Origin of the sequence: Ensifer meliloti (assembly GCF_030064585.1) — a bacterium.
GTDB lineage: Bacteria > Pseudomonadota > Alphaproteobacteria > Rhizobiales > Rhizobiaceae > Sinorhizobium > Sinorhizobium meliloti.
In genome coordinates this window covers 203,841-226,105 of the sequence record NZ_CP120364.1, presented here as the reverse complement: position 1 = coordinate 226,105, position 22,265 = coordinate 203,841, and the positions used below count along the sequence as shown (strand labels likewise).

Annotated in this window: 20 protein-coding genes and 2 pseudogenes; 15 read left to right on the top strand and 7 right to left on the bottom strand. The window is 63.0% G+C overall.

What is annotated here, in order from left to right:
* Window positions 1-10: 10 nt before the first annotated feature.
* Window positions 11-511: a hypothetical protein gene (locus tag PZL22_RS00955; RefSeq protein WP_346842787.1), complete on the bottom strand. Its 501-nt coding sequence runs from the start codon at window positions 509-511 to the stop codon at window positions 11-13.
* A gap of 620 nt (window positions 512-1,131) precedes the next feature.
* Here PZL22_RS00955 and PZL22_RS00950 point away from each other — a divergent pair.
* Together PZL22_RS00950 and PZL22_RS00945 are read left to right on the top strand one after the other, a co-directional pair.
* Window positions 1,132-1,467, top strand: a pseudogene (locus PZL22_RS00950) (LysR family transcriptional regulator); the annotation flags it as partial.
* Window positions 1,452-1,914 (top strand): annotated as a pseudogene (locus tag PZL22_RS00945) (isochorismatase family protein); the annotation flags it as partial. The pseudogenes PZL22_RS00950 and PZL22_RS00945, both read left to right, overlap by 16 nt.
* Before the next feature lie 72 nt (window positions 1,915-1,986).
* Here PZL22_RS00945 and PZL22_RS00940 read toward each other — a convergent pair.
* From PZL22_RS00940 to PZL22_RS00930, 3 genes are all read right to left on the bottom strand, one after another.
* Entirely contained in the window at window positions 1,987-2,505 is a 519-nt protein-coding gene (locus PZL22_RS00940) for a DUF2231 domain-containing protein (protein WP_003532431.1), read from the bottom strand.
* Window positions 2,506-2,602: 97 nt separating this feature from the next.
* A complete protein-coding gene (locus PZL22_RS00935) occupies window positions 2,603-3,595 on the bottom strand; it encodes a YihY/virulence factor BrkB family protein (RefSeq protein ID WP_003532433.1) in 993 nt (330 codons plus the stop codon).
* A 93-nt stretch (window positions 3,596-3,688) separates the two neighbouring features.
* Window positions 3,689-4,708: a Gfo/Idh/MocA family protein gene (locus PZL22_RS00930; protein WP_127598490.1), complete on the bottom strand. Its 1,020-nt coding sequence runs from the start codon at window positions 4,706-4,708 to the stop codon at window positions 3,689-3,691.
* 158 nt (window positions 4,709-4,866) lie between these two features.
* On the opposite strand from PZL22_RS00930, the gene uxaC reads away from it, so the two are divergent.
* From uxaC to PZL22_RS00890, 8 genes are all read left to right on the top strand, one after another.
* Window positions 4,867-6,276 (top strand): glucuronate isomerase, encoded by a 1,410-nt coding sequence (gene uxaC / locus PZL22_RS00925; protein WP_003532437.1) that lies wholly within the window; start codon window positions 4,867-4,869, stop codon window positions 6,274-6,276.
* Window positions 6,277-6,306: 30 nt separating this feature from the next.
* The gene (locus PZL22_RS00920) at window positions 6,307-7,284 is read left to right on the top strand and encodes a TRAP transporter substrate-binding protein (protein ID WP_003532439.1); all 978 of its coding nucleotides are present in this window, start codon (window positions 6,307-6,309) and stop codon (window positions 7,282-7,284) included.
* 91 nt (window positions 7,285-7,375) lie between these two features.
* Window positions 7,376-7,936: a TRAP transporter small permease gene (locus PZL22_RS00915; RefSeq protein WP_013850661.1), complete on the top strand. Its 561-nt coding sequence runs from the start codon at window positions 7,376-7,378 to the stop codon at window positions 7,934-7,936.
* 4 nt (window positions 7,937-7,940) lie between these two features.
* A complete protein-coding gene (locus tag PZL22_RS00910; RefSeq protein WP_003532442.1) occupies window positions 7,941-9,224 on the top strand; it encodes a TRAP transporter large permease in 1,284 nt (427 codons plus the stop codon).
* 8 nt (window positions 9,225-9,232) lie between these two features.
* Window positions 9,233-9,982, top strand: coding sequence for a FadR/GntR family transcriptional regulator (locus PZL22_RS00905; protein ID WP_003532444.1), 750 nt, complete (start codon window positions 9,233-9,235; stop codon window positions 9,980-9,982).
* A 132-nt stretch (window positions 9,983-10,114) separates the two neighbouring features.
* Window positions 10,115-10,963: a 5-dehydro-4-deoxy-D-glucuronate isomerase gene (gene kduI, locus PZL22_RS00900; protein ID WP_003532446.1), complete on the top strand. Its 849-nt coding sequence runs from the start codon at window positions 10,115-10,117 to the stop codon at window positions 10,961-10,963.
* Window positions 10,960-11,724 carry a 2-dehydro-3-deoxy-D-gluconate 5-dehydrogenase KduD gene (gene kduD, locus PZL22_RS00895; protein WP_003532448.1) on the top strand — a complete coding sequence of 255 codons (765 nt, stop codon included), beginning with the start codon at window positions 10,960-10,962 and terminating at the stop codon, window positions 11,722-11,724. Before kduI ends, kduD begins: the two co-directional genes overlap by 4 nt.
* Window positions 11,725-11,733: 9 nt before the next feature.
* Window positions 11,734-12,072, top strand: a complete 339-nt coding sequence (locus PZL22_RS00890; RefSeq protein WP_003532450.1) for a cupin domain-containing protein — start codon at window positions 11,734-11,736, stop codon at window positions 12,070-12,072.
* Between the two features lie 101 nt (window positions 12,073-12,173).
* Here the strand turns inward: PZL22_RS00890 and PZL22_RS00885 are convergent, their stop codons facing one another.
* On the bottom strand, window positions 12,174-13,286 hold the full coding sequence (locus tag PZL22_RS00885) for a LacI family DNA-binding transcriptional regulator (RefSeq protein ID WP_164817767.1): 1,113 nt from the start codon (window positions 13,284-13,286) through the stop codon (window positions 12,174-12,176).
* A gap of 163 nt (window positions 13,287-13,449) precedes the next feature.
* Here PZL22_RS00885 and PZL22_RS00880 point away from each other — a divergent pair, with 163 nt between their 5' ends.
* The 5 genes from PZL22_RS00880 to PZL22_RS00860 all read left to right on the top strand — a co-directional run bounded on the left by PZL22_RS00880 (window position 13,450) and on the right by PZL22_RS00860 (window position 18,943).
* A complete protein-coding gene (locus tag PZL22_RS00880; protein WP_003528947.1) occupies window positions 13,450-14,433 on the top strand; it encodes an ABC transporter substrate-binding protein in 984 nt (327 codons plus the stop codon).
* Window positions 14,434-14,532: 99 nt separating this feature from the next.
* Entirely contained in the window at window positions 14,533-16,026 is a 1,494-nt protein-coding gene (locus tag PZL22_RS00875) for a sugar ABC transporter ATP-binding protein (protein WP_003528948.1), read from the top strand.
* Window position 16,027: 1 nt separating this feature from the next.
* The gene (locus tag PZL22_RS00870) at window positions 16,028-17,032 is read left to right on the top strand and encodes an ABC transporter permease (protein ID WP_003528950.1); all 1,005 of its coding nucleotides are present in this window, start codon (window positions 16,028-16,030) and stop codon (window positions 17,030-17,032) included.
* Between the two features lie 12 nt (window positions 17,033-17,044).
* Window positions 17,045-18,037, top strand: a complete 993-nt coding sequence (locus PZL22_RS00865; protein ID WP_003528952.1) for an ABC transporter permease — start codon at window positions 17,045-17,047, stop codon at window positions 18,035-18,037.
* A gap of 57 nt (window positions 18,038-18,094) precedes the next feature.
* Complete coding sequence (locus tag PZL22_RS00860) at window positions 18,095-18,943, top strand: phytanoyl-CoA dioxygenase family protein (protein WP_003528954.1); 849 nt, start codon at window positions 18,095-18,097, stop codon at window positions 18,941-18,943.
* Window positions 18,944-18,972: 29 nt separating this feature from the next.
* Here the strand turns inward: PZL22_RS00860 and PZL22_RS00855 are convergent, their stop codons facing one another.
* Together PZL22_RS00855 and PZL22_RS00850 are read right to left on the bottom strand one after the other, a co-directional pair.
* Window positions 18,973-21,255, bottom strand: coding sequence for a xanthine dehydrogenase family protein molybdopterin-binding subunit (locus PZL22_RS00855; RefSeq protein WP_003528956.1), 2,283 nt, complete (start codon window positions 21,253-21,255; stop codon window positions 18,973-18,975).
* A gap of 22 nt (window positions 21,256-21,277) precedes the next feature.
* Complete coding sequence (locus PZL22_RS00850; protein ID WP_003528958.1) at window positions 21,278-22,264, bottom strand: FAD binding domain-containing protein; 987 nt, start codon at window positions 22,262-22,264, stop codon at window positions 21,278-21,280.
* Window position 22,265 lies beyond the last annotated feature (1 nt).

Sequence of the window (22,265 nt, the reverse complement as noted above, 5' to 3'; positions counted from 1 at the left end):
AACGTATCTCCTAGGGCCAGACGATCGTCCGCACTGCCTGCGCCGGCTCGTCATCCATGCCTATTCGATAGGAAACGACACCCGGACTTTGGGCGCGAAGGTGCAGAGTCAGCACGAGGGGCTGTCGCGAAGCGGACCGGAAGCGGTATACCAGCCCTTCATCGCCTGCTTCGGCGGAGATCGGTGGGGGATCCATATCCTCCACCTGAAAGCTCCTGAAGAATTCAGGCGACAAGATCAGGCGCCGTTCGTTCCCGCCGCCGGCCAATGACGCGTTCAGCGTGTCGGAAGCCTCCCAGCGGCTGAAACGGGGCCCATCGACAGCGCCGCCGGCGAACGTCATGGTTTGCCTCTGAAGCCAGCCCCGTGAGCCGGTAACGCCCAGGACGGCGGCAAGCAGCGTCAGGCCAAAAACAATCCATGCGACGCGCTCCACTTTCCAGAAAGACTCCTGAAAAGCGCGATGCTCTTCGATCTGCAATCCGTCCGGTCGAACTGGTGGTTGATCCAAAGCTTAGACCTCGCCCTTGAGCTTTGTAGAATGGCTGAACGGGCGGGAATGTTCCGTGGAGCCACCCTAGACGACAGCCCGCTTCCTCGCCTCGGCGCATTCCGCCGCCAGGAAATGAAGCAGTTTCCGCACAGAAGGCAGCAGCCCGCGCCGCGAAGCAAAAACGGCATGGACGATGCCCGCGCGCGGGCGCCAGACCGGCAGAACGTGAACGAGCAGGCCCACTTCGACCTGCCGCCAAACCATCATCGTCGGCAGAGATACTACCCCCCACCCCGAAGCGCCGCGCCGCAGAGCGCGGCCATGTCGTCACTAACCAGCCGCGGGACATGCGGGACAATCACAGCCTGGCCGTCGGCATGTTCGAGCTGCCATTGATAATCCCGTTGCGGCGGCCCTCCGGTCACGCTGGGTAGATCGTGCAGGTCTGCGGCGAAGTTATGGATCGACCTGCAACGAAGGCGGGGTGGCGACCACGCATTGGGTGCTGGCGTCGAGCCTGCGCATGACCAGATCGGTCGGCTCGAGCGGCGCGATCGCGTCGACGCGCCGGTTGGTGCTTTCCAGATGGATTTTGAGAGCGGGGTAGGCAGTAAGGAAAACGTCCTAACAATAGAACAATGAAAGACCGCAACGATCTCTATTACTTCGTCCAGGTGGTCGACCACGGCGGCTACGCCACTGCCGCGCGCCAGCGACATTCAGAAGTCGAAGCTCAGCCGACGCATCCAGCAATTGAGGAACGGCTCGGTGTGTGACTGCTGAACCGGTCTTCCCGCCGCTTTTCCGTGACCGAAATCGAACGCGAATACTATTATCGCTGCGTCGCCATGCTGGTCGAGGCCGAGGCGGTCGACCAGGTGATTGCGCAAGTCCGCTCCGAGCCGCGCGGCATCATCCGCGTGAGTTGCCCGGTGGCGCTAATCAACTTCCAGTTCGGGGAGTTGTTCGCGCGGCCTACGGCTTGCCGGTCGTTCATTCCACGGTCAACGTGCAGACCGGGCTCAACAAGCCGCCCGCTCCGCATATTCGGAAAGCGCTGGACGGCTCCCCGACCCAGCATCAACGGCTGGGAGGATGTGGAATTCGGCAAGGCGGTCGAGGATAACGGCCGCAGGAAGCTGATCATGGGCGCTCTGGACCGAGGCGTGCCTGACCTTCCCGGCACTCGATGCGCTGGCGGAAGGCTATGAAGTCAATGTGCCGCTGGATGCGGTGGGCGGCACGTCGATTGCCGCGCACGAGGCCGCGTTGCGTCGCGTCGAGCAGGCCGGCGCCAAGCTGATTTCGACCGTCCAGCTCTTCTGCGAGCTGCAGAGGGATGGGAAGCGCAGTGAAACCGTCCCCGCTTTCATGAGCCTGTTCATCGAACGGGCGGCACGCCTGGGATCCAGTTCTCCTACGGCGCAGCGAATAAGAATGATACAGGCGGCAACCGCAAATCAGCTGGTTACCGCCTGGGACGACAGGGCCTCTTAGATGTGCTTCGTCCTGTGCCTCGTCATGGACGGCGCGGCAGCGCCGTCCTCAGCCTCGGGGTCTATACCGACGCGATGATGATAGACGAGCTCCCCGCCTTTCCAGCCGGTGTAGAGAAGCAGCAGGACCGTGACGAGAGACAGTAGAAAGCCCCAGGGCCAGACGGCCTCAACGGAACCGTTCTCGTAACGCAGCCAAAAACCGGCGATCGCGAAGAGTACGACGACAATGTTTCCGATCATGTGCTTCCAGGCATCGTTGATCGCTCGAATACGGGCATTCCCGAGGAAATCCGTCAGTCCGGCGAGAGCAGCCAGGGCTGCCATCACGATGGCTGCACCCAGCGACCACATAGATACGTCTGCCCAGAATGAATTTCCGTTCGCGAGATAAACGATGTCACATATGAACGTTGCGACAAGAAGCGCGATCGGAAAGGGAACGAGCATCGGATGGATCGGATGCCCGCCGATCTTCGCGCTGGCCGCCAGACCCAAGAGGTCACGATCTGCCATGGCATAATCCTCCAGCACCGCAAGTCCCGGTCTTCCTGAAATGCGTAAGAAGCGGCGATTGTTCCTTGGCGATGCGAACGGCGCATGCTGCGGCTGATCAGTCGGCCGCCTTGCCGATGGTGTCGGCGACGTGAGCACCGCGCTCGCCCAACGGGAGCGGCTTGCCCGTCGTCGAATCTACCGCCGTCTGATGTTCGAGTTCGGCATTGATGAGGGCGCCGATGATGAGAATCATCACCGAGATCCACACCCATGTCATGAGACCGGCGAGCGCGCCGAGAGCGCCGTATGTCGCGTTGTAGTTGGCGAAATGTTCCAGGTAATAAGAAAAGAGCCATGAGGCGGCCAACCAAAACAAGGTGCTGAACACCGCGCCCCAGTTCAGCCACCGCAGTTTCGCCCGCTCGCGGCTCGGCCCGAAACGATAGATGAGGATGGTGCCGAAGGTGACGAGGAGCAGTACCGCGGGCCATCTCGCCGCTCGGGTCACGAGCTCGACCCAACGGTCGACCCACACATAGGCCAGTACGGCCGGCACGACGCCGATCGCCGCGATCAGCGCGACCGCGAAGAGGAGTGCCGCGAAGGTGAACGCGAGGCACAGGAGTGTTCTCGACAGAAAGCCTCTCTTTTCCCTTTCTCCATAGGCCACGTTCATCGCATCGAAGAGGGCGGCGATGCCGTTGGCTGCCAACCACAGGGAGATCGACAGGCTCACGAAGAAACCGATGCCGAGAGTGGACGGCTTCTGCGTCGTCAGGGTCTCCAACTGGTCCATGATCAGCCCGTAGGAGTCTGCCGGCAGAAGCGCCTGCAGGATACCGACATGGGTGCCGATTTCGGATGGGTCCGCGACGAGCCCGTAGATCGAGACGAGGGCACCCAGCGCAGGAAAGAGCGACAGCAGAAGATAGAAGCTTACACCCGCGGCTATCAGCATGACCCGCTCTTCGCCTATTTCGGAAAACACCCGCCAGAAGACGTCCCGCATCCCCTTGGCGGGGATATCAGCGGGCGTATCGGCTGCACGCCCCCTGCCCGGCTCCGCGGCCTCCAGCTTCTCGGCAAGTTCGATTTTGTTCGCACCCATGAATTAACGCCCGCCCGGTGACGGAACCGGCCTCCGCCTCGCCGCATGCATATCCAACGCCGCGGAAAATAGCTTGTTCCGGGACGCGACGGCTCAGAGGCGGTGCGCCTGCCCGCTTTCCGAAGCGCCGAGAATCGCATCGATGAGCCGGTGGACCTTCAGTGCCTCGCGCCCGTTGACGCGCGGTTCGCCGCTACTCTCGACGGCATCGAGAAAGTCGGCAAGCACCGCACGGTGATGGTGATGCGGGAATGCCATCGGATCGGCGCCGGCACCACCCGCCGCCTCGTCCTCGACTGAGAGTTCCGTTCCGTCGTGGAAGGAAACGGCAAGAAGCCGGCCGCCCAGACGCGCCATGCCGCGTGTTCCGATTATGTCTATCTCGTCCGGATAGCCGGGATAAGCGCAGGTGGTCGCGCTCACGGTCCCTATCGCGCCGCCGGCGAAGCGGATCGCTGCCATTGCCAGGTCTTCGGTTTCCATGCGGTGGATCCCGCTCGTCGCCGCATAGGCCTTGACCTCTTCCGGTAGGCCGGCGAGCCAAACGAGAAGGTCGAGCGTGTGTATGGCCTGGGTGAGAAGCACGCCGCCGCCGTCGCGAGCCCGTGTACCCCGGCCCGGTTGATCGTAATAGCTTTGCGGCCGCCAGTTGTGCAGCCGGGCCGAAGCACTGACGATTTGGCCGAGGCGACCTTCATCGATGAGCTTCGCAAGTTCCTGGCTGACCGTGCGAAAGCGGTGCTGAAGCACGATGCCGAGTTTTATTCCGGCGCGCTCGGCCATCGCCACCAGGGCCTCCGATCGCTCCGGCGTGATCTCCAGCGGCTTTTCGAGAAGCACATGCTTGCCCGCTTCGGCAGCCTGCCGCACCAGATCGAGATGGGTGCTCGGCGGCGTCAATATCATGACGGCCGTGATCGACGGATCATGGAAGATCGTCTCGGCGGAGTCGCAAGTCGTGAAACCATAGGAATCGGAAAAGGCATTCCGCCTCGCGGCCGTGGGACTGAAGGCGGCAGCGACCTCAACTCTCTCGTTGAGGTCCAGCAGGCTTTTGGCATGCGGCGCAGCCGCCATGCCGAGCCCGATCACGCCGATGCGCGTCTTTTTCATTCCGTCACCCCCTCAGCCAAAGTTCCCCCGGATCTCGATCTACACCCTGCATCGATGCGCGGCAAGAAAGTCATCATACAACTTCATGAAGTTTGTATGTTGACAATATATTTTACAAGCCGTAGCCATAGAGTACCTGTTGGAGGAGCGGGAGAGTGATGAGGGGACTGATCGATCCAGATCTGTTGTTTCCGGCCGAAGAGCGCACGCGTGCGCTGGCGCGGAGGCTATATGCCGAAGTAAGCGGTCTGCCGATCGTCAGCCCGCATGGGCATACGGAGCCGCGCTGGTATGCGCTGGACGAAGCTTTCCCAGACCCCGCCCAACTTCTCATCGTGCCCGACCATTATGTGTTCCGCATGCTGTTCAGCCAGGGCATCAGGCTGGAAGAGCTCGGCGTTCCGGCGCTCGACGGTTCGCCGGTCGAGACGGATGGCCGCGCGATCTGGCGGCGTTTCTGCGAGAACTACCATCTCTTTCGCGGCACGCCGACGCGGCTTTGGTTCGACTATACGCTGTCCGAGCTGTTCGGCATCGACGAACTGCCCTCCGCAGCCAGTTCGGACCGACTTTACGACCACGTCGCCGAATGCCTGACGCGCCCGGATTATCGCCCGCGCGCGCTCTACGAGCGGTTCAATATCGAGGTGATCTCCACGACCGACAGCGCCCTGGACGATCTGGGATGGCACGCGAAGATCCTGGAAAGCGGCTGGAAAGGACGGGTCGTCCCCGCCTACCGTCCCGACGCGGTGGTCGATCCGGATTTCCAGGGTTTCCCGACCAATCTCGATAAGCTCGGCGATATCACCGGCGCCGACACCGGAACGTGGTCGGGCTATCTGGACGCCCACCGCACACGCCGCGCCTATTTCAAGGATTTCGGCGCGACCTCGACGGATCACGGCCATGCGACCGCAGACACTGCCAACCTTCCGCAAGCCGAGGCCGCGGCACTCTTCGACAAGGTGCGGCTGGGCAAGGCGAATGCCGACGAGCGGCGCCTGTTCCGGGCGCAGATGCTGACCGAGATGGCGAAGATGAGTCTGGACGATGGGCTCGTAATGCAGATTCATCCGGGCTCGTTCCGCAACCACTCGCCCGCGATTCTGGCAAAGTTCGGCCGCGACAAGGGCTTCGATATTCCGACCCGCACGGACTATGTGACCGCGCTCAAACCGTTGCTCGACGCGGTCGGGCTCGAGCGCGATCTGACCGTCATTCTCTTCACGCTGGACGAGACGAGCTATGCGCGCGAGCTTGCGCCGCTTGCCGGGGTCTATCCGGCGCTGAAGCTCGGACCCGCATGGTGGTTCCACGACAGTGCGGAGGGTATGCGACGCTTCCGTGAGATGACCACCGAGACGGCGGGCTTCTACAACACCGTCGGTTTCAACGACGACACAAGGGCGTTTCCGTCCATTCCCGCGCGCCACGACGTCGCGCGCCGGGTCGACTGCGCATTTCTCGCGCGTCTGGTCTCGGAACATCGCCTGCGGGAGCATGAGGCGTACGAGCTTGCGCGGGACCTTGCCTATGGTCTCGCGAAGGAGGCGTACCGGCTCTGAGAATTCAAATCATGCAACGGGAGGAAAAGCATGAAAATCCTGGTCAAACTGGCGGCGGGCCTATTGGTCGCCGCGTCATTCATGGGCAATGCAGCCAATGCTCAGACGGTGCTGCGCTCGTCCGACACGCATCCGGACGGCTATCCGACGGTCGAAGGGGTCAAGTATTTCGGCGAACTGGTCAAGGAGCGCACGGCCGGCCGCTACTCCGTCGAGGTCTATCACTCCGCGCAGCTCGGAGAGGAAAAGGACACGATCGAGCAGGTGCGCTCCGGTGTTATCGAACTGAACCGCGTATCGATGGCGCCCTTCAACGGAACGGTGAAAGAATCGATCGTTCCGGCGTTGCCCTACCTCTTCCGTTCGGAAGAGCACATGCACAAGGTGATGGACGGCGCGATCGGCGACCAGATCAAGAAGGCCTTCGAAGGCGCCGGAGTGGTGGTGCTTGCCTTCTATGACGCGGGCGCGCGTTCCTTCTACAACAAGCAGAAGCCGATCAATACGGTTGAGGACATGAAGGGCCTAAAGTTCCGCGTCATCCAGTCGGACATCTTCGTCGACATGGTGGCAGCACTCGGGGCGAACGCTACCCCGATGCCCTACGGCGAAGTCTATTCGGGAATCGAAACGGGCGTCATCGACGGCGCGGAAAACAATTTTCCAAGCTACGACACCGCCAAGCATTTCGAAGTAGCCAAGAACTATTCGCTCGACGAACACACCATCCTTCCGGAGGTATTCGTCATGAACAAGGCCGCCTTCGACAAGCTCACGCCGGAAGACCAGGAGATCTTCAAGCAGGCTGCGAAGGACAGTGTTGCCAAGCAGCGTGAGCTCTGGGCCGCCAAGGTGAAGGAGTCGCGTGCGAAGGTCGAAGCGGCCGGCGCGAAGATCACCACGCCCGAAAAGCAGGGTTTCATCGATGCGATGAAGCCGGTCTACGAGAAGCACGTCACCGATGAGGTCCTGAAGAAGATGGTCGAGGACGTACGCGCAGTACAGTGACGAGTCAGACGGGCAGGCCTGCTGTGGCCATGCGCCTTAGCGCACAGGCCGCAGCAGCAGCCTGCCCGCCCCTTTCGATAGGAATGAAACCTTGTCTAACGGATTGGCAAAATTGGGCCGGGGCCTCTCCTGGCTGGGAACTCTCTCGCTCTGGATGGCGGGTGTGGGCCTCGTCGCGATGACGCTCATCGTAGCGTGGCAGGTGTTCTGCCGCTACGTGTTGAACGACTCGCCGAGCTGGACCGAACCCGGCGCCGTCATGCTGATGAGCTGGTTCATCTTTCTCGGTGCCGCCGTCGGCGTGCGCGAAAACTATCATCTCGGCTTCGACGTGCTGCTCTATGTGGTGCCGAAGGGCGGCAAGATCTGGCTGCGCATGATCTCCGATATCGTCGCGCTCGCCTTCGGCATCGGCATGATCTGGTATGGCGGGCAGCTCGTCGCTCTCACCTGGAACACCATCCTGCCTTCGCTGCAGATTTCCGGCGGCTGGAGCTACGTGCCCCTCGTCGCGGGCGGCGTCCTCATTTGCCTGTTCGCGCTGGAGCGCATCGTCCTCCGCCTTGCCGGGGAACCGATCGACGACCTTCTCGACGAAATGCCGCCGGCGGAGGTTGCTGCCGAACTCGAAACTGCTGAAATAAGGGCCTGACGCGATGGACATGATGATCCTCTTCGGCGTGTTCACGCTGCTGATGTTGATCGGCACGCCGATCGCCTTCTGCCTCGGCGTCGCGTCCTTCGCGACGGTTCTTTATCTGGGGCTGCCGCCGCTGGTGATCTTTCAGCGGCTCAATTCCGGCATGAGCGTGTTTTCGCTGCTTGCCATTCCCTTCTTCATCTATGCCGGCGATCTGATGGTGCGTGGCGGGATCGCCCAGAAGATCGTCGCCTTCGCGGCTTCACTGGTCGGGCACATCCGGGGCGGGCTCGGTCAGGTCAACATCGTCACCGCAACGCTGTTCGGCGGCATTTCAGGCTCGGCCGTGGCGGAAGCCGCCGCTGTGGGCGGGCTCATGATCCCGCAGATGAAACAGCGCGGTTACGGCGCGGACTACGCCGTCAACGTTACCTCGATGGCGGCCTTGATCGCGCTGATGCTGCCGCCTTCGCACAACATGATCATCTACTCGATCTCGGCAGGCGGAAAGATCTCGATCGCAGATCTCTTCACCGCCGGCATCCTTCCCGGCCTCCTTTACGCTGCCGCACTGATGGCCACCGCCTATTTCGTTGCGCGCCGGCGCGGCTATCCGACGGAGGTCTTCCCCGGGTTCGCCAGGGTCGGGCACTACCTGCTGATTTCGACGCCCGGCCTCCTGCTCATCGGCATCATCTTCGGGGGCGTACGTTCGGGTGTGTTCACCGCGACCGAGAGTTCATGCATCGCCGTTCTCTATGCGCTTGCGGTGACCGTCTTCGTCTATCGGCAGATGACCTGGCAGGACTTCGTCCAGGCAACCTTCGCCGCCGTGCGCACGACGGCCATGGTCCTGCTCATCATCGGCATGGCGGCCGCCTTCTCCTGGCTGATGGCGTTCCTGAGAGTGCCCGCAGCGCTGATCGACTGGATGAACACGATCTCGGAAAATCCGATCATCATACTCCTGTTGCTCAACGTTCTGATGCTGTTCCTCGGCACCTTCATGGATATGGGCCCGACCATCATCATCTGCACCCCGATCTTCCTGCCGGTCGCCATGGCCTACGGCGTCGACCCGGTCCATTTCGGCGTCATCATGATCCTGAACTTCGGCATCGGGCTCAACACGCCGCCTGTGGGCGCCGTGCAGTTCGTCGCCTGTGCAGTCGGGAAGATCTCCGTCTGGGAGGCGATGCGCAGCATATGGCCGTTCTACCTGGCCGGGTTGATCGTGCTCGGGCTCGTCACCTATGTTCCGGCCCTTTCTCTATGGCTGCCGGCCGTCTTCAAAGGGTGACAAACCGCATGGATCTTCTGACCGAACGCAAGCCGAAGCTTTCCGAGCGCGTCGCGAACGCAATCAGGGAGCAGGTTCTGAAGGGCGAAATACAACCCGGCCAGAAGCTGCCGACGGAGAGCCGGATGAGCGAGTTCTTCGGCGTCAGCCGCACCGTGGTGCGCGAGGCGATTGCAACCCTTGCCGCGGACGGCCTCGTGGAACCGCGGCAGGGTGCCGGGGTTTTCGTCATGGACCACCCGACGCTTGCCTTCGGCTCGATCAGCCTCGATGTCGGCAACAAGATCTCCCATGCGCTCAACGTCATCGAGGTGCGGATGGGGCTGGAGATCGAGAGCGCGGGTCTTGCTGCGCTTCGGCGCAATAGCGCCCAGGAGGCCCAGATCCAGGAGGCCTTCTTCGAATTCGATCGCCTGCTCGAGCGCGGCGAGGCAACCGGAAAGAGCGACTTTGCCTTCCACCGGGCGATCGCGGCTGCGACCAACAATCCCTATTACGTGGAGGTTCTCGATGCACTGGGCCTGCGGGCTATCCCTTGCGACGTGGCCTCACCCTGGGGCACCGAAAGCGTGCTTTCGCGGGAATATCAGGAAAGCCTCCAGCGCGAGCATCTGGCGATCCTGAAGGCGATTTCCGAAAGCGATCCGGAAGCGGCGCGCGCCGCCATGCGCGCCCATCTGGCCGCGAGCCAGGAACGCTACCGTGTCCGGCTGAGCGGACAGCAGGCTGCCTGGGGCGCCGCCAAGCGCAGCGTCTGATTGCCCACCCCTAGAGCGTTTTCGCTGCCTATCGAAGCAGCGGAACGTTCCAACACTTGAAACTACGCACTCCTGGACGGAAACCGTTACACACTTTTCCTGGAAGTGCCCTAATCCGAGGACCGTGAGCCGATGACCGCAAGCCATATCGACTACACCATTCGTTTCGCCATCGACCCGGCAGCAGCAGCCCGCATGGACACCGATGCCTTGCGTGCGAATTTTCACATTGGCGATCTGTTCCGGCAGGGGCGGATCTCGCTCACCTATAGCCACTACGACCGCATGATCGTCGGGGGTGCGATGCCGGTCGACAGGCCCTTGGCTCTCGAGACCATCCGTCCGACGGGTACGGCGCGCTTTCTCGAGCGGCGCGAGCTCATCGCCGTAAACATCGGCGGCCCCGGCCGTATCGAGATGAATGGCGAAAGCTTCCGTCTAGAGCCGCGCGACATGGCCTATGCCGGCATGGGCGAGGACGTCACCTTCTCGTCCGAGGACCCGGCAGCGCCCGCCAAATTCTACCTGCTCAGTGCGCCTGCTCACCAGGCGCTGCCAAGGCGCCATATCCGCATCGGCGACGCCAAACGGCTCGACCTCGGCAGTGCGGCCACATCGAACGAACGTTCGATCTTCCAGTTCATCCACCCCGAAGGCGTGAAGACCTGCCAGTTGGTCGTCGGCATGACTCAGCTTGCCCCGGGGTCGGTCTGGAACACCATGCCGTGCCACGTGCACGACCGGCGAATGGAGGCCTATCTCTATTTCGACCTCGATGACAGCGCCCGCGTCCTGCACCTCATGGGCGAACCGAGCGAAACCCGGCACATCGTGATGGCCAGGGAGGAGGCCGTGCTTTCTCCGCCCTGGTCGATCCATTCGGGCTGCGGAACCGCAAACTACGCCTTCATCTGGGCGATGGCCGGCGACAATGTCGACTATACCGATGTGGAGATGGTGCCGATGGAGACGATGCGATGAGCGTACCGTCGCGCTTCAGCCTTGCGGGCCGCCGTGTCGTCGTCACCGGTGCCAATACCGGGATCGGACAGGGTATCGCGGTGTCGATCGCCAGGGCGGGCGGTACGGTCATCGGCGTAGGCCGCTCCGCCATGGACGAGACCGAAAAGAAGGTCACCGACGCCGGCGGAACTTTCATTCCGGCCCATGCCGATCTTGCCGATCGCGAAGCCACACGTTCCCTCATCGACGGGTTGTGGAACGAGCATGGCCCGCTGCAGGGCCTGGTCAACAACGCGGGAATCATCCGTCGCGCCGACGCGGTGGATTTCACCGAAGCCGATTGGGATGATGTCATCGACGTCAATCTGCGTTCGCTGTTCTTCCTCAGTCAGGCCTTCGGGCGCCGGATTGTTGCCGAGGAAAGCCGCGGCAAGATCGTCAACATCGCTTCGCTGCTGTCATTTCAGGGCGGCATCCGCGTCGCTTCCTATACCGCGTCCAAACACGGAGCCCTCGGCATCACCCGATTGCTGGCATGCGAATGGGCTGCCAAGGGCATCAATGTGAATGCTGTGGCCCCCGGCTACGTCGTCACCAACAACACGGAAGCTCTGCGCGCCGACGAAAAACGCAGCGCCTCCATTCTGGAACGTATCCCCGCCGGGCGCTGGGGCACACCGGACGATATCGGCGACGCGGCGGTCTTCCTGCTCGCACCGGCCTCCGACTACATGCATGGCGCCGTCGTTCCGGTCGACGGCGGCTGGCTCGCCAGATAGGAGAAGACGATGATGCACACGAAACTTTTTGCCCGTGGCGATGAAGGCGAATGGGTAGATCTTGGACAGGGCAATCGGCGCCGGGTGATCCTGCATACCGACGAGCTGATGCTCGTCGAATTCGCCTTCGAGAAAGGCGGAATCGGCGCACTCCACTCACACCCTCATGTGCAGGGGAGCTATATCGCAGAGGGCAAGTTCGAAGTCACCGTCGGCGAGCGCACGCAGGTTCTTTCCACCGGCGACAGTTTCATTGCTCCATCGGGCGTGGTCCATGGCGTCAAGGCGCTGGAGGCCGGGCGGCTGATCGACAGCTTCACGCCGCACCGCGCCGATTTCCTGCGATAGAGCACTTCAAGTATCCGGTTTTCCGTCTGCAACCGCGTAGCCGCAAGACTTGAAGCCGTCGCGTCCCGCCTGCGTCGTGCCTTTCCTGGTTCGACGCCGCCTCACCCCTCGCGCAAGGCAAAGGCACGTCCAGCCATCCTCTCCGGGATGGCTGCCGTCGTTCCCCGTTCTACCAGCGGGCCATCCACCTTGATCGTCATCGGGCGCGGGTTCTTTCCGTGTATCGCCATGTCGATCAGCATTTCAGCCGCCTTCTGGCCCATTTCGTAGTTCGGCAGCACCAGCGTCGAAAGCGGCGGATGCGTGTAGCGGGCGAGTTCCTGGTCGTCGTAACCCATTATCGACAGGTCCTGCGGCACGCGAAGCCCGCGCTCCGAAGCTGCTTCGAGCGCCCCGATCGCCATCAGGTCGTTGCCGCAGAAGATGGCGGTCGGCGAATTGTCGATGGCAAGCAGCTCGAGCGCAGCCTCGTAGCCGCGCAAGGGGAGCCAGTCGCCATTGCGCACCAGGGATTCGTCGTAGGCGATATCGGCGGTGGCCAGCGCCTGTTTGTAGCCTTTGAGCCGATCGATGGCCGCATCCATCCAAGGTTCGCCGTTGATGAAGCCGATGCGCCGGTGCCCGAGGGAAGTCAGATGCGCGGTCGCCGCGAAGCCTCCGGCGACCTCTCCGGGCACGATCGCCATGTGCTGGCGCGGCTCGGCATAGCAGTTCAGCAGGATGGTGGGGATGCTCGCCAGTTCGCGCGGGACGCTCACCTTTCGTGTGAAGATCGTCGCATAAATCACTCCAGCGATTGCCGGATCGCGCATTACAGCGCGCAGCACGGCGCTCTCCAGGTCGGGGTTGGAACGGGTCGCGTGAGCGGAAACGAGCAGGCCCTGTTCGAAGGCGTAGTCGCGAATTCCGTCGAGGCTGACCACCGGGTGCGGACTGGTCGATATCTCGTCTACGATGAAGGCTATCGTATCCTTTTCGATCGCCGGAGCGCGGGCTAGATCCTGCCGGGTATTCGGCAGCCTATACCCGATCTTGCGCGCCGCTTCGCGCACGCGCGCCCTTGTTTCGGCCGAAATGCGGGCTCCGGACATTTCATTGAGCACGAGGGAAACGCTCGATTGCGAGACACCGGCGATGCGCGCCACGTCGGTCATGGTGGGCCGGCCGCCGTCCGCTTCCTTAATCGACGCATCGCCCCCATTGCCCTTTGCCATTTCGTTCCCCTGTCCCGCGCTGCAACGCCGCATTCAATTTGTGCATGTGCTAATAACTTTAGCCTTGACTGCTAATAATATTAGCGCAAGGTTTTCCCGTGTGAAGCATAAAGTTGCTCGCAGCCGGTAGAGGAGTACCGGCAAACCGGGAGGAGAGAACACGATGAACAGGATTTCACGTCGCGCGTTCATGCTTGCGGCCACGGCGGCCGGCGCAATCGCCGTCGCCGGCACCGTCGCTTTCGCGGAACTGCCCAAACTGGCGCAGAAGGAGACCTATAAGGTCGGTTTCGCGCAAACGGAATCCAACAATCCCTGGCGCATCGCCCAGACAAACAGCATGAAAGCCGAGGCCGAGAAGCTCGGCCATCAACTCGTTTATACCGATGCAGCCGGGTCGGCGGCCAAGCAGGTGGCCGACGTCAACTCGATGATCGCGCAGGGCGTGGATCTGATCTTCCTGGCGCCGCGCGAAGAGAAGCCGTTGATCCCCGCCGTCATGGCCGCCAAAAAGGCCGGCATTCCCGTCATCCTGCTCGACCGCAGCGTCGATCCGTCGCTTGCCAAGGCCGGCGAGGACTACGTGACCTTCATCGGTTCGGATTTCATCGAAGAGGGCAAGCGCATCGCCGAGTGGCTGGTCAAGAACGCCAACGGCAAATCGAAGATCATCGAGCTCGAGGGCACGACCGGCTCGTCGCCGGCCAACGACCGCAAGAAAGGTTTCGACGAGACGATCAAGGCGGCAGGCGGCTTCGAGATCGTCGCTTCGCAGTCGGGCGATTTCGCACGCGACAAGGGCCGGCAGGTCGCCGAGGCCCTGTTGCAGGCGCACCCCGATGCCGACATCGTCTATGCCCATAATGACGAGATGGCGATCGGTGCCATTGCGGCAATAGAGGCGGCGGGCAAGGTCCCGGGCAAGGATGTGCTGGTCTTGTCGATCGACGGCGGCAAGGAGGCGGTTCAGGCGGTCATCGACGGAAAGATCGCCGCGGTGGTCGAGTGCAACCCGCGCTTCGGACCCAAGGCCTTCGAGACGATGCTGCGCTACGCCAAGGGCGAGAAGATCGATCCCATGGTCATAAACGAGGACAAGTTCTACGACTCCTCAAACGCGGCTGCCGAACTCGCCAACGCCTACTGACATCCTTCGCCAACCGGCCGGATCGTTCGGCCGGGTGGCGAAGTCCGCAATTGCTGCGAAATCGGCCGCGGTAAAGACAGATCGGCATCGGGAGGACTTATGCTTCTGTCCATGCAGGGCATCTGCAAATCGTTCAACGGCATTCCGGCGCTTCGCTCGGCCTCGCTCGAAGTCGGCGAAGCCGAGGTGATGGCACTCGTCGGGCAGAACGGCGCGGGCAAGTCGACGCTCATCAAGATATTGACCGGCGCGTACCGGCGCGACGAGGGTGCGATCGTCTTTGCGGGAGAGGACGTATCCTTCAGCATGCCGGCGGAGAGCCAGGCCCGGGGCATTGCGACGATCTACCAGGAGATCAACCTCGCCCCGCAGCGCTCCGTCGCCGAGAACATCTATCTGTCGCGCGAACCCCGCCGCTTCGGCTTGATCGACCGGGCCGCGATGCGCGAAGGCGCCGCAGCCGTCCTGCGGGCCTTCAATCTGGAAATCGACGTCGATCAACCTGTCGCCGGCTTCAGCGCCGCTACCCGGCAGATGGTCGCTATCGCGCGCGCCGTGACGCAGAAGGCACGCCTCGTCATCATGGACGAACCGACCTCTTCCCTCGACGAGCGGGAAGTCGGCATTCTTTTCGACACCATAAGGACGCTCAAGCGCGGCGGCGTTTCCGTCGTCTTCATCGGCCATCGTCTCGAGGAGCTCTACCGGGTTTGCGACAGGGTCACCATCATGCGTGACGGCAAGACCGTGACGACCGCCGCAATGGCGGACATGCCGAAGCTCGCATTGGTGCGCCATATGCTGGGCAAAGAACTCGCGGCCTTCGAAGCGATCGCCAAGGACGCGGACGAGGGCGCGCAGCGACCGGTGCGGCTATCGGTCCGGAATGCGGGCGCCGGCGTTCGCGTGCGGGATGTGAGCCTTACGGTGCGCGAAGGCGAGATCTCCGGGCTTGCCGGCCTGCTCGGCTCCGGCCGAACCGAAACGGCCAACCTGATTTTTGGCGCGGACCGGCTGCAGCGCGGCGAAATTCGCTACAATGGCGAAGCCCGCGCCTATCGCCAGCCCGCGGACGCCATTGCCGACGGCATCGGGCTCGTCGCCGAGGACCGGAAGGTCGACGGTATCATTCCCGATATGAGCATCCGCGAAAACATGACGCTCGCGCTTCTGCCGAAGCTCGCCCGCGCCGGCATCGTCGATCGCGCCCGCCAGGATGAAATCGTCGAGCGCTACATCACGGCGCTCGCCATCAAATGCACCTCGCCCGACCAGCCTATCAAGGAACTTTCCGGCGGCAATCAGCAGAAAGTCCTGCTCGGGCGTTGGCTCTGTACCGATCCCAAGCTCCTGATTGTCGACGAGCCGACCCGCGGTATCGATATCGGCGCCAAATCCGAAATCCTGCGCCTCCTGCGCCGGCTCGCAGACGAAGGCCTCGGCGTGCTGATGATTTCGTCCGAACTGGAGGAATTGCTGGCGGCGGCCGACCGGGTAACCGTGCTCAGCGACGGAACCTCTGTCGCCGTGCTGCCGCGCAAGAAATTGAGCGAGGCTGCCCTCTTTGCCGCCATGGCACATCAGGTGGAGTAGCATGACGACGATCGAGACACAGGCGACCGCAGGCACCGTCCCCTCCGGCAAACGTTTCTTCACGCTGGCCGGGCGTTACGGCACAGTCGCCGCCTTCCTGGCCCTGATCCTGTTCAACGTCGTCTTCACTCCGAACTTCCTGTCGCTGCAGACGCTCAACGTCAATCTCACCCAGGTCGCCACGATCGTGATCGTTGCCATCGGAATGACGCTCGTGATCGCCACCGGCGGCATCGATCTTTCGGTCGGCTCACTGATGGCGATCGGCGGCGCGCTTGCGCCGATGATCTTCATGGGGACGCTGTTTCCGGTCTCCTCCATGCCCGTCGCCGTGGCGCTGGCCTTCGTTCTGCCGGTCGTCGCCACGGGGCTGCTCGGTCTCTTTAACGGCCTGCTCGTGACCCGTTTCGCCATCCAGCCGATCATCGCGACGCTCGTGCTGTTCATCGCAGGCCGCGGCATCGCCCAGGTGATGACCAACGGCAACCTGCAGGTCTTCCGGAACGAAGGTTTCCAGTTCATCGCCCTGGGGCGTGTCGCCGGCATTCCCGCCCAGGTGATCCTGATGATTGCGATCGCCGCGATCGCCTGGGCGGGAATCCGCTACACGGTGTTCGGGCGGCAGGTCATAGCGGTCGGAGGCAACGAGAAGGCGGCCCGCCTCACCGGCATACCCGTCCACCGTGTCAAACTGCTCGTCTACATGATCAGCGGCGCGCTTGCCGGGGTGGCGGGCCTCATCGTCGTCGCGCGCAATTCCGCAAGCGATGCGAACCTCGTCGGCCTCGGCATGGAGCTCGACGCGATCGCGGCAGTCGCCGTCGGCGGCACGCTTCTGACCGGCGGGCGGGCAAACATCGTCGGCACCGTGATCGGCGCCCTGGTCATCCAGCTGGTGCGCTACACCCTGCTCGCCAATGGCGTGCCGGACGCGGCTGCCTTGATCGTCAAGGCTGCGCTGATCTTACTTGCGGTGTTCATCCAGCAGCGCGCCGGAAAGTCGTGAGGGAGAACGCCGATGAATTCAGTCCTCAAGGCGCTTGCCCTCAAGTCCCCCGGCGATATGGCCCGCCTCGGCGTCATTCTGGCGCTCTTCGGCCTCATCCTGTTCGGAGCACTGCGTTACGAGAACTTCCTGTCGCAATACAACATCCTGAGCTTCCTGCGTTACAACTCCATGTTCGCGCTGATCGCGCTGGGCATGGCCTTCGTCATCATGACCGGGGGCATCGATCTCTCCGTCGGCGGTACCGCGGCCATGGCGAGCGTCGTCGCCGCGCTTCTGTCGCCCTATCATTGGGCCGCAGGTCTCTTCGGCGGCATTGCGGCGGGTCTTGCCGTCGGAGCATTGAACGGTTTCACCGTTACAGTCATGCGCATCCAGCCCTTTATCGCGACGCTCGCGACCATGCTTGCGGCCTATGGCACCGGCTTGCTGCTTGCGGGAAACCAATCCGTCTCCGTTTCCTATGACAGCGGCTTCACGGCGATAGGCCAGGACGACTTCCTTGGTTTTCCGATTCCCGCCTGGATCGCCCTTCTCGTCTATGTCGCCGGCTGGCTGGTGCTCGAACGCCTGCCCGTCGGCCGCCATGTGCTGGCGATCGGCGACGGCGAAGCGACGGCCGCATTGATGGGACTCAAGGTGAGGCGGACGCTCGCCGCCGTCTATGTCGGTTCCGGCGCGCTGGCGGGGCTCGCAGGCGTCATCCTCGCCTCGCAGTTCGGTGCCGGCCAACCGACCGAGGGAGTCGGCTGGGAACTCTTCGCGATCGCCTCCGTAGTCGTCGGGGGTACGCTTCTGACAGGCGGTTCGGGCTCGGTGGGGGCGACGCTTGCGGGCGCCCTGCTGCTCGCGATGGTGTTCAACATCCTTAATTTCGAGAACGGCCTCGGGTGGATTTCCCTTTCGGCCTACTGGCAATCCGTCATCCGCGGCGGCTTCCTGCTCATCGTCGTCGTTCTTCAGGCGCGATTGATGTCACGCCGCACAGGCGAGGAACGCGTCTGAGATGCGGCCGGGATGCAGGGTGAAGCCCGCGACAATGCGAAAGCAAGAGGAGATGTGATGACTACGACAGCAACACAGGAAACCCGGTCGGGCTACGATTTCAGCGCGTCCGTCGAAGCCTTGCAACGGGAGGGCATCACCGGACTGAAGAGCGCCTTTTCCCGCGAATGGGCCGAAACGATGCGTGAGGACATGATGACGGCCTTCTGGTCGGCCATTCAGCGGCCGGGTGGTGCCGTCGGCCGTGGGCCGCGCCGCTGGTACGTCGAGATCCATCCGCAGGATTTTTCCGGTTTCGTCGACCTCGTCACCCATCCGTGGGTGGCCGGCATGTGCGAGGCGGTGCTCGGTCCCGACTACCAGATCGTCGAGATCGGCTTCGACGTGCCGTTTCAGGGGGCGAAGTACCAGCCCTGGCACCGCGACTTCCCCTCGCCGCCCGAAACCTACGTCGAGCGCCGCATCACCTCGCTTGCCTTCAACCTCACCGGCGTGGACGTGACGGAGGATATGGGCCCGTTCGAGATCGCGCCCGGCACCCAGTGGCTCGACGGCAGGGAGTGGAAGCATGAAATGTTCCCGCCCAAGGAGAGGTGGCCCGAGTTTCAGGAACTCGCGACGCGCAAGTATCCGAAGCTGGGCGATGTTTCGTGCCGCTCCGCGCTCACCATCCATCGGGGTACGGAACATGCTTCGCCGATCGCCCGCCCGGTCATGGTCCTCGGCGTCGACGCGCCCGGCGCCGGCCACGCCGAACTGCACGACATGATGGTGACTCAGGATTACTTTGATGCCCTGCCCGTTCTGGTGAAGCAGCACCTCGTCTGCAGGGTTGTCGATGAGCTGATCCCCGTCACGCAGAAGCACGATATCGAAGGTCTGGTGATGGGCTCGACACCGACCTGAAAGGGTCCGCAGCCCGCTTTCGCGGGACCTCAAAGCGCAACCGTCGCCAGACCCGGCAGGACTTTGTCCAGGGTCAGCGGGAACTCGCGAACCCTTACCCCGGTGGCGTTATAGACCGCGTTGGCGATCGCCGCGCCGGCACCGCAAACGCCGAGCTCTCCGAGACCTTTCGCGCCGAAAGGGTTGGCCTTGTCATCGTTCTCCTCGATGAACACTACATCGAGGTCTGGAACATCGCTGTTGACCGGAACGTGGTACTCGGCAAGGTCATGATTGACGAAACATCCGTAGCGGCGGTCAAGGACGGATTCCTCCATCAAGGCTGCGCCGAGGCCCCAGGTCATACCTCCGAGAATCTGTGAACGCGCCGTCTTCGCATTGAGAATACGGCCTGCGCCGATCACGGCGAGCAAGCGCCTCGCACGGATCTCTCCCGTGTCGCAGTCGACGCTGACCTCGGCGAAATGCGCGCCATAGGAATGCTGCGAGAATGCGCGGTAGCTCTCGGTGCTCGCACCGGCCTCGACCGAACCCGTGGCGTCGAGCCCTTGGGGTGCGACACGCCGCATAAATTCCGCCAACACTTCCGTCCGTTCGCCGAAGCGGACCGCTCCTGCGGCTATCGTGACGTCGTCAGTCCCGGAATTCTGGGCCGGTGTACCCGGTTGCGTGCGCACCGCGGTCACGATCTTCCGTTTCAGCGCTTCGCACGCACGCAAGAGGGCCGTCCCGGCACTTGCCGCTCCCCAGGAACCGCCGGAGCCTGCCGTCAAGGGAAAGCGGCTGTCCCCAAGCTCGATCATAACTGCCGCAAGCGGAACGCCCAAGGCATCGGCCGCAATCTGCGTCAGGATGGTGTAGGTCCCCGTACCGATATCGGTCATGTCGAGGCGAGCGCTCACTCGTCCCTCCGCGTCGATCCGAACCAAGGCCGCCGCCGCTCCGATGTAGTTTGGCCGGATCGCAGCGGCCATGCCGAGGCCAACCAGCTTACGGCCTTCGCGCAGGCTGCCCGGTTCCGACCTGCGCCGCTCCCAACTGAAGCGCCGCGCCCCCTCCTGCATGCATGCCACGAGGTTACGCGTGGAAAACGGCACCCCGCGCTCGGGATCGAGATCGGGCTCGTTGCGGATCCTGAGCTCGATCGGGTCAAGACCCAGCCGCTCGGCCAACTCGTCCATGGCGCATTCCAGCGCCAGCATGCCCGGCGCCTCGCCCGGAGACCGCATCCACTCGCCTCTGTTGAGGTCGACCGGAACGAGCCGGTGGCGGGTCAGGCGACTGGGTGCGGCATAGAGCGAACGGGCGAAGACCGCCGTCTGCTCGCAGAATTCCTCAACTCGAGAGGTTGCCGACCAGACATCGTGTCCGAGAGCCAGCAGTTTTCCGTCGGCGCTCGCGCCCAATCGAACGTTCTGGAGCATTTCCGCACGGTGCCCGGCATTGGCGAACATTTGCTGGCGCGTCAGGGCGACCTTGACGGGTCTTCCGAGAATGCGCGCGGCCAGAGCTGCGAGCACCGAATCGGCATGCACGATGAGTTTGGAGCCGAAACCACCACCGATGTAACGGCTGATCACGCGCACGCGCTCGAGCGGAATGCCGAGCGTAGCAGCGAGGCCGGCTCGAAAGTTCGAGAGGGTCTGCGCCGAGGTATGGATGGTCACGTCGTCACCCTGCCAGATCGCCAATGTCGCATGGGGCTCCATCGGATTGTGGTGCTGGTAGGGCGTACGGTAGGTCATGTCGATCCGTACCGCCGCCTCGGCAAAGGCCGCATCGAAATCGCCCACTGCGCTATCCGTATCGAAGCCTGCATTGGTCCGCTGCGGTGCGTAGGCCGCTCCGCGGCGCTCTTCGAGGCCGAAGTCGCCGGCTGCTTCTTCGTAGCGAACCTGGATGAGGGCCGCAGCGGCGCGTGCGGCCTCGAAGGTCTCGCCGACCACAAGTGCGATCGGCTCGTCATAGTGGCGAATGCGGCCGTCGCGGAGCACGGGTCGCGCACGGGTGAAAACCTCGCGCACGGCCGGCGTGACGGCCGGACCAAATTCCGGTTGGGGCGGTGCATTAAGATGGGTCATCACGTGAAGGACGCCCGGCGTTCGTTCGGCCAGGCCGGTTTCGATTTCCAGAATGCGGCCTTTGGCGATGCCCGCACCCAGCACAAAACCGAAAGCCGAAGGGCCCTCCGCAACTTCGTAGGCATAGGTGGCGGTACCGGTAACCTTGACCGGTCCATCGACGCGGTCGACGGGTTTGCCTATGAGGCTGCCGCCGCCGCTTGTGGTATGTCGCTGCGCCTTATCCGTCATTGTTTCCACCAGTCTGCTCGGGTCACGCTTGTTCGGCCGCGGAGGCGAGCGTGTAACGCACCGTCCGCTTGCCCAAGGGAATCTTGAAGTCGTTGCCGCCATGTCCGACGGCTCCCGCCAGGGCGGCCTCCGCGGCGTCCGTCAGCACATGGTCCGATAGTGCCGCACCCGCGAGCCTGCTCTCGGCTTCCAGTGCCCGCCAGGGTTTCGGCGCGACGCCGCCCAAGGCGACACGAGCGGTTCGCACCCGATTGCCGGAAACCTCGATGATTGCTGCAACGGAAACGAGGGCGAACGCGTAGGAGGCACGGTCGCGCACCTTGCGATAAGCCTGCCGGCCCGCGGGTGGTGGCGGCAGAGTGACGCCGGTGATCATTTCCCCGTGGGCAAGCACGGTCTCCTGGTGCGGCGTCGTGCCGGGCAGCCGGTAGAGATCTCCGATCGGGATCGAACGCGTTTCACCTCCCGGAGAGACTGTCTCGACTGTCGCGTCGAGCACCGCCATGGCGACCGCCATGTCTGAGGGATGCACGGCAATGCACGCCTGGCTCGTTCCGATGACCGCATGCATCCGGTTGAAGCCCTTGAGCGCGGCGCAACCGGCGCCCGGTTCTCGTTTGTTGCAAGGCATGTTGCGGCTGTAGAAATAGGGGCATCGTGTGCGTTGGAGAAGGTTGCCGCCTGTCGAAGCCTTGTTTCGTATCTGGCCGGAGGCGCCCGCCAGCAGCGCCTGAGACAGAGCCGGGTAGCGCGACCTGACTATCGGATCGGCGGCGAGATCGCTATTGCGGACCTGAGCGCCGATATGCAATCCGCCCTCCTCGGTCGGCTCGATACGGTCGAGTCCCAGACGGCCGATGTCGACGAGATGCTCCGGGCGCTCGATACCCAGCTTCATCAGGTCCAGGAGATTGGTGCCTCCGGCGATGAAACGTGCCGCCGGTCTGCCCGCCACAGCCGCAACGGCCGTTTCCACTGTGTCGGCCCGCTGATAGGAGAAGGGTTGCATG

Excerpts from the sequence above, each read along its gene's own strand:
- PZL22_RS00940 (WP_003532431.1), bottom strand. The coding sequence starts at position 2,505 with ATGGCAGATCGTGACCTCTTGGGTCTGGCGGCCAGCGCGAAGATCGGC.
- PZL22_RS00935 (WP_003532433.1), bottom strand. The coding sequence starts at position 3,595 with ATGGGTGCGAACAAAATCGAACTTGCCGAGAAGCTGGAGGCCGCGGAG.
- PZL22_RS00930 (WP_127598490.1), bottom strand. The coding sequence starts at position 4,708 with ATGAAAAAGACGCGCATCGGCGTGATCGGGCTCGGCATGGCGGCTGCG.
- uxaC (WP_003532437.1), top strand. The coding sequence starts at position 4,867 with ATGAGGGGACTGATCGATCCAGATCTGTTGTTTCCGGCCGAAGAGCGC.
- PZL22_RS00920 (WP_003532439.1), top strand. The coding sequence starts at position 6,307 with ATGAAAATCCTGGTCAAACTGGCGGCGGGCCTATTGGTCGCCGCGTCA.
- PZL22_RS00910 (WP_003532442.1), top strand. The coding sequence starts at position 7,941 with ATGGACATGATGATCCTCTTCGGCGTGTTCACGCTGCTGATGTTGATC.
- PZL22_RS00905 (WP_003532444.1), top strand. The coding sequence starts at position 9,233 with ATGGATCTTCTGACCGAACGCAAGCCGAAGCTTTCCGAGCGCGTCGCG.
- kduI (WP_003532446.1), top strand. The coding sequence starts at position 10,115 with ATGACCGCAAGCCATATCGACTACACCATTCGTTTCGCCATCGACCCG.
- kduD (WP_003532448.1), top strand. The coding sequence starts at position 10,960 with ATGAGCGTACCGTCGCGCTTCAGCCTTGCGGGCCGCCGTGTCGTCGTC.
- PZL22_RS00890 (WP_003532450.1), top strand. The coding sequence starts at position 11,734 with ATGATGCACACGAAACTTTTTGCCCGTGGCGATGAAGGCGAATGGGTA.
- PZL22_RS00885 (WP_164817767.1), bottom strand. The coding sequence starts at position 13,286 with ATGGCAAAGGGCAATGGGGGCGATGCGTCGATTAAGGAAGCGGACGGC.
- PZL22_RS00880 (WP_003528947.1), top strand. The coding sequence starts at position 13,450 with ATGAACAGGATTTCACGTCGCGCGTTCATGCTTGCGGCCACGGCGGCC.
- PZL22_RS00875 (WP_003528948.1), top strand. The coding sequence starts at position 14,533 with ATGCTTCTGTCCATGCAGGGCATCTGCAAATCGTTCAACGGCATTCCG.
- PZL22_RS00870 (WP_003528950.1), top strand. The coding sequence starts at position 16,028 with ATGACGACGATCGAGACACAGGCGACCGCAGGCACCGTCCCCTCCGGC.
- PZL22_RS00865 (WP_003528952.1), top strand. The coding sequence starts at position 17,045 with ATGAATTCAGTCCTCAAGGCGCTTGCCCTCAAGTCCCCCGGCGATATG.
- PZL22_RS00860 (WP_003528954.1), top strand. The coding sequence starts at position 18,095 with ATGACTACGACAGCAACACAGGAAACCCGGTCGGGCTACGATTTCAGC.
- PZL22_RS00855 (WP_003528956.1), bottom strand. The coding sequence starts at position 21,255 with ATGACGGATAAGGCGCAGCGACATACCACAAGCGGCGGCGGCAGCCTC.
- PZL22_RS00850 (WP_003528958.1), bottom strand. The coding sequence starts at position 22,264 with ATGCAACCCTTCTCCTATCAGCGGGCCGACACAGTGGAAACGGCCGTT.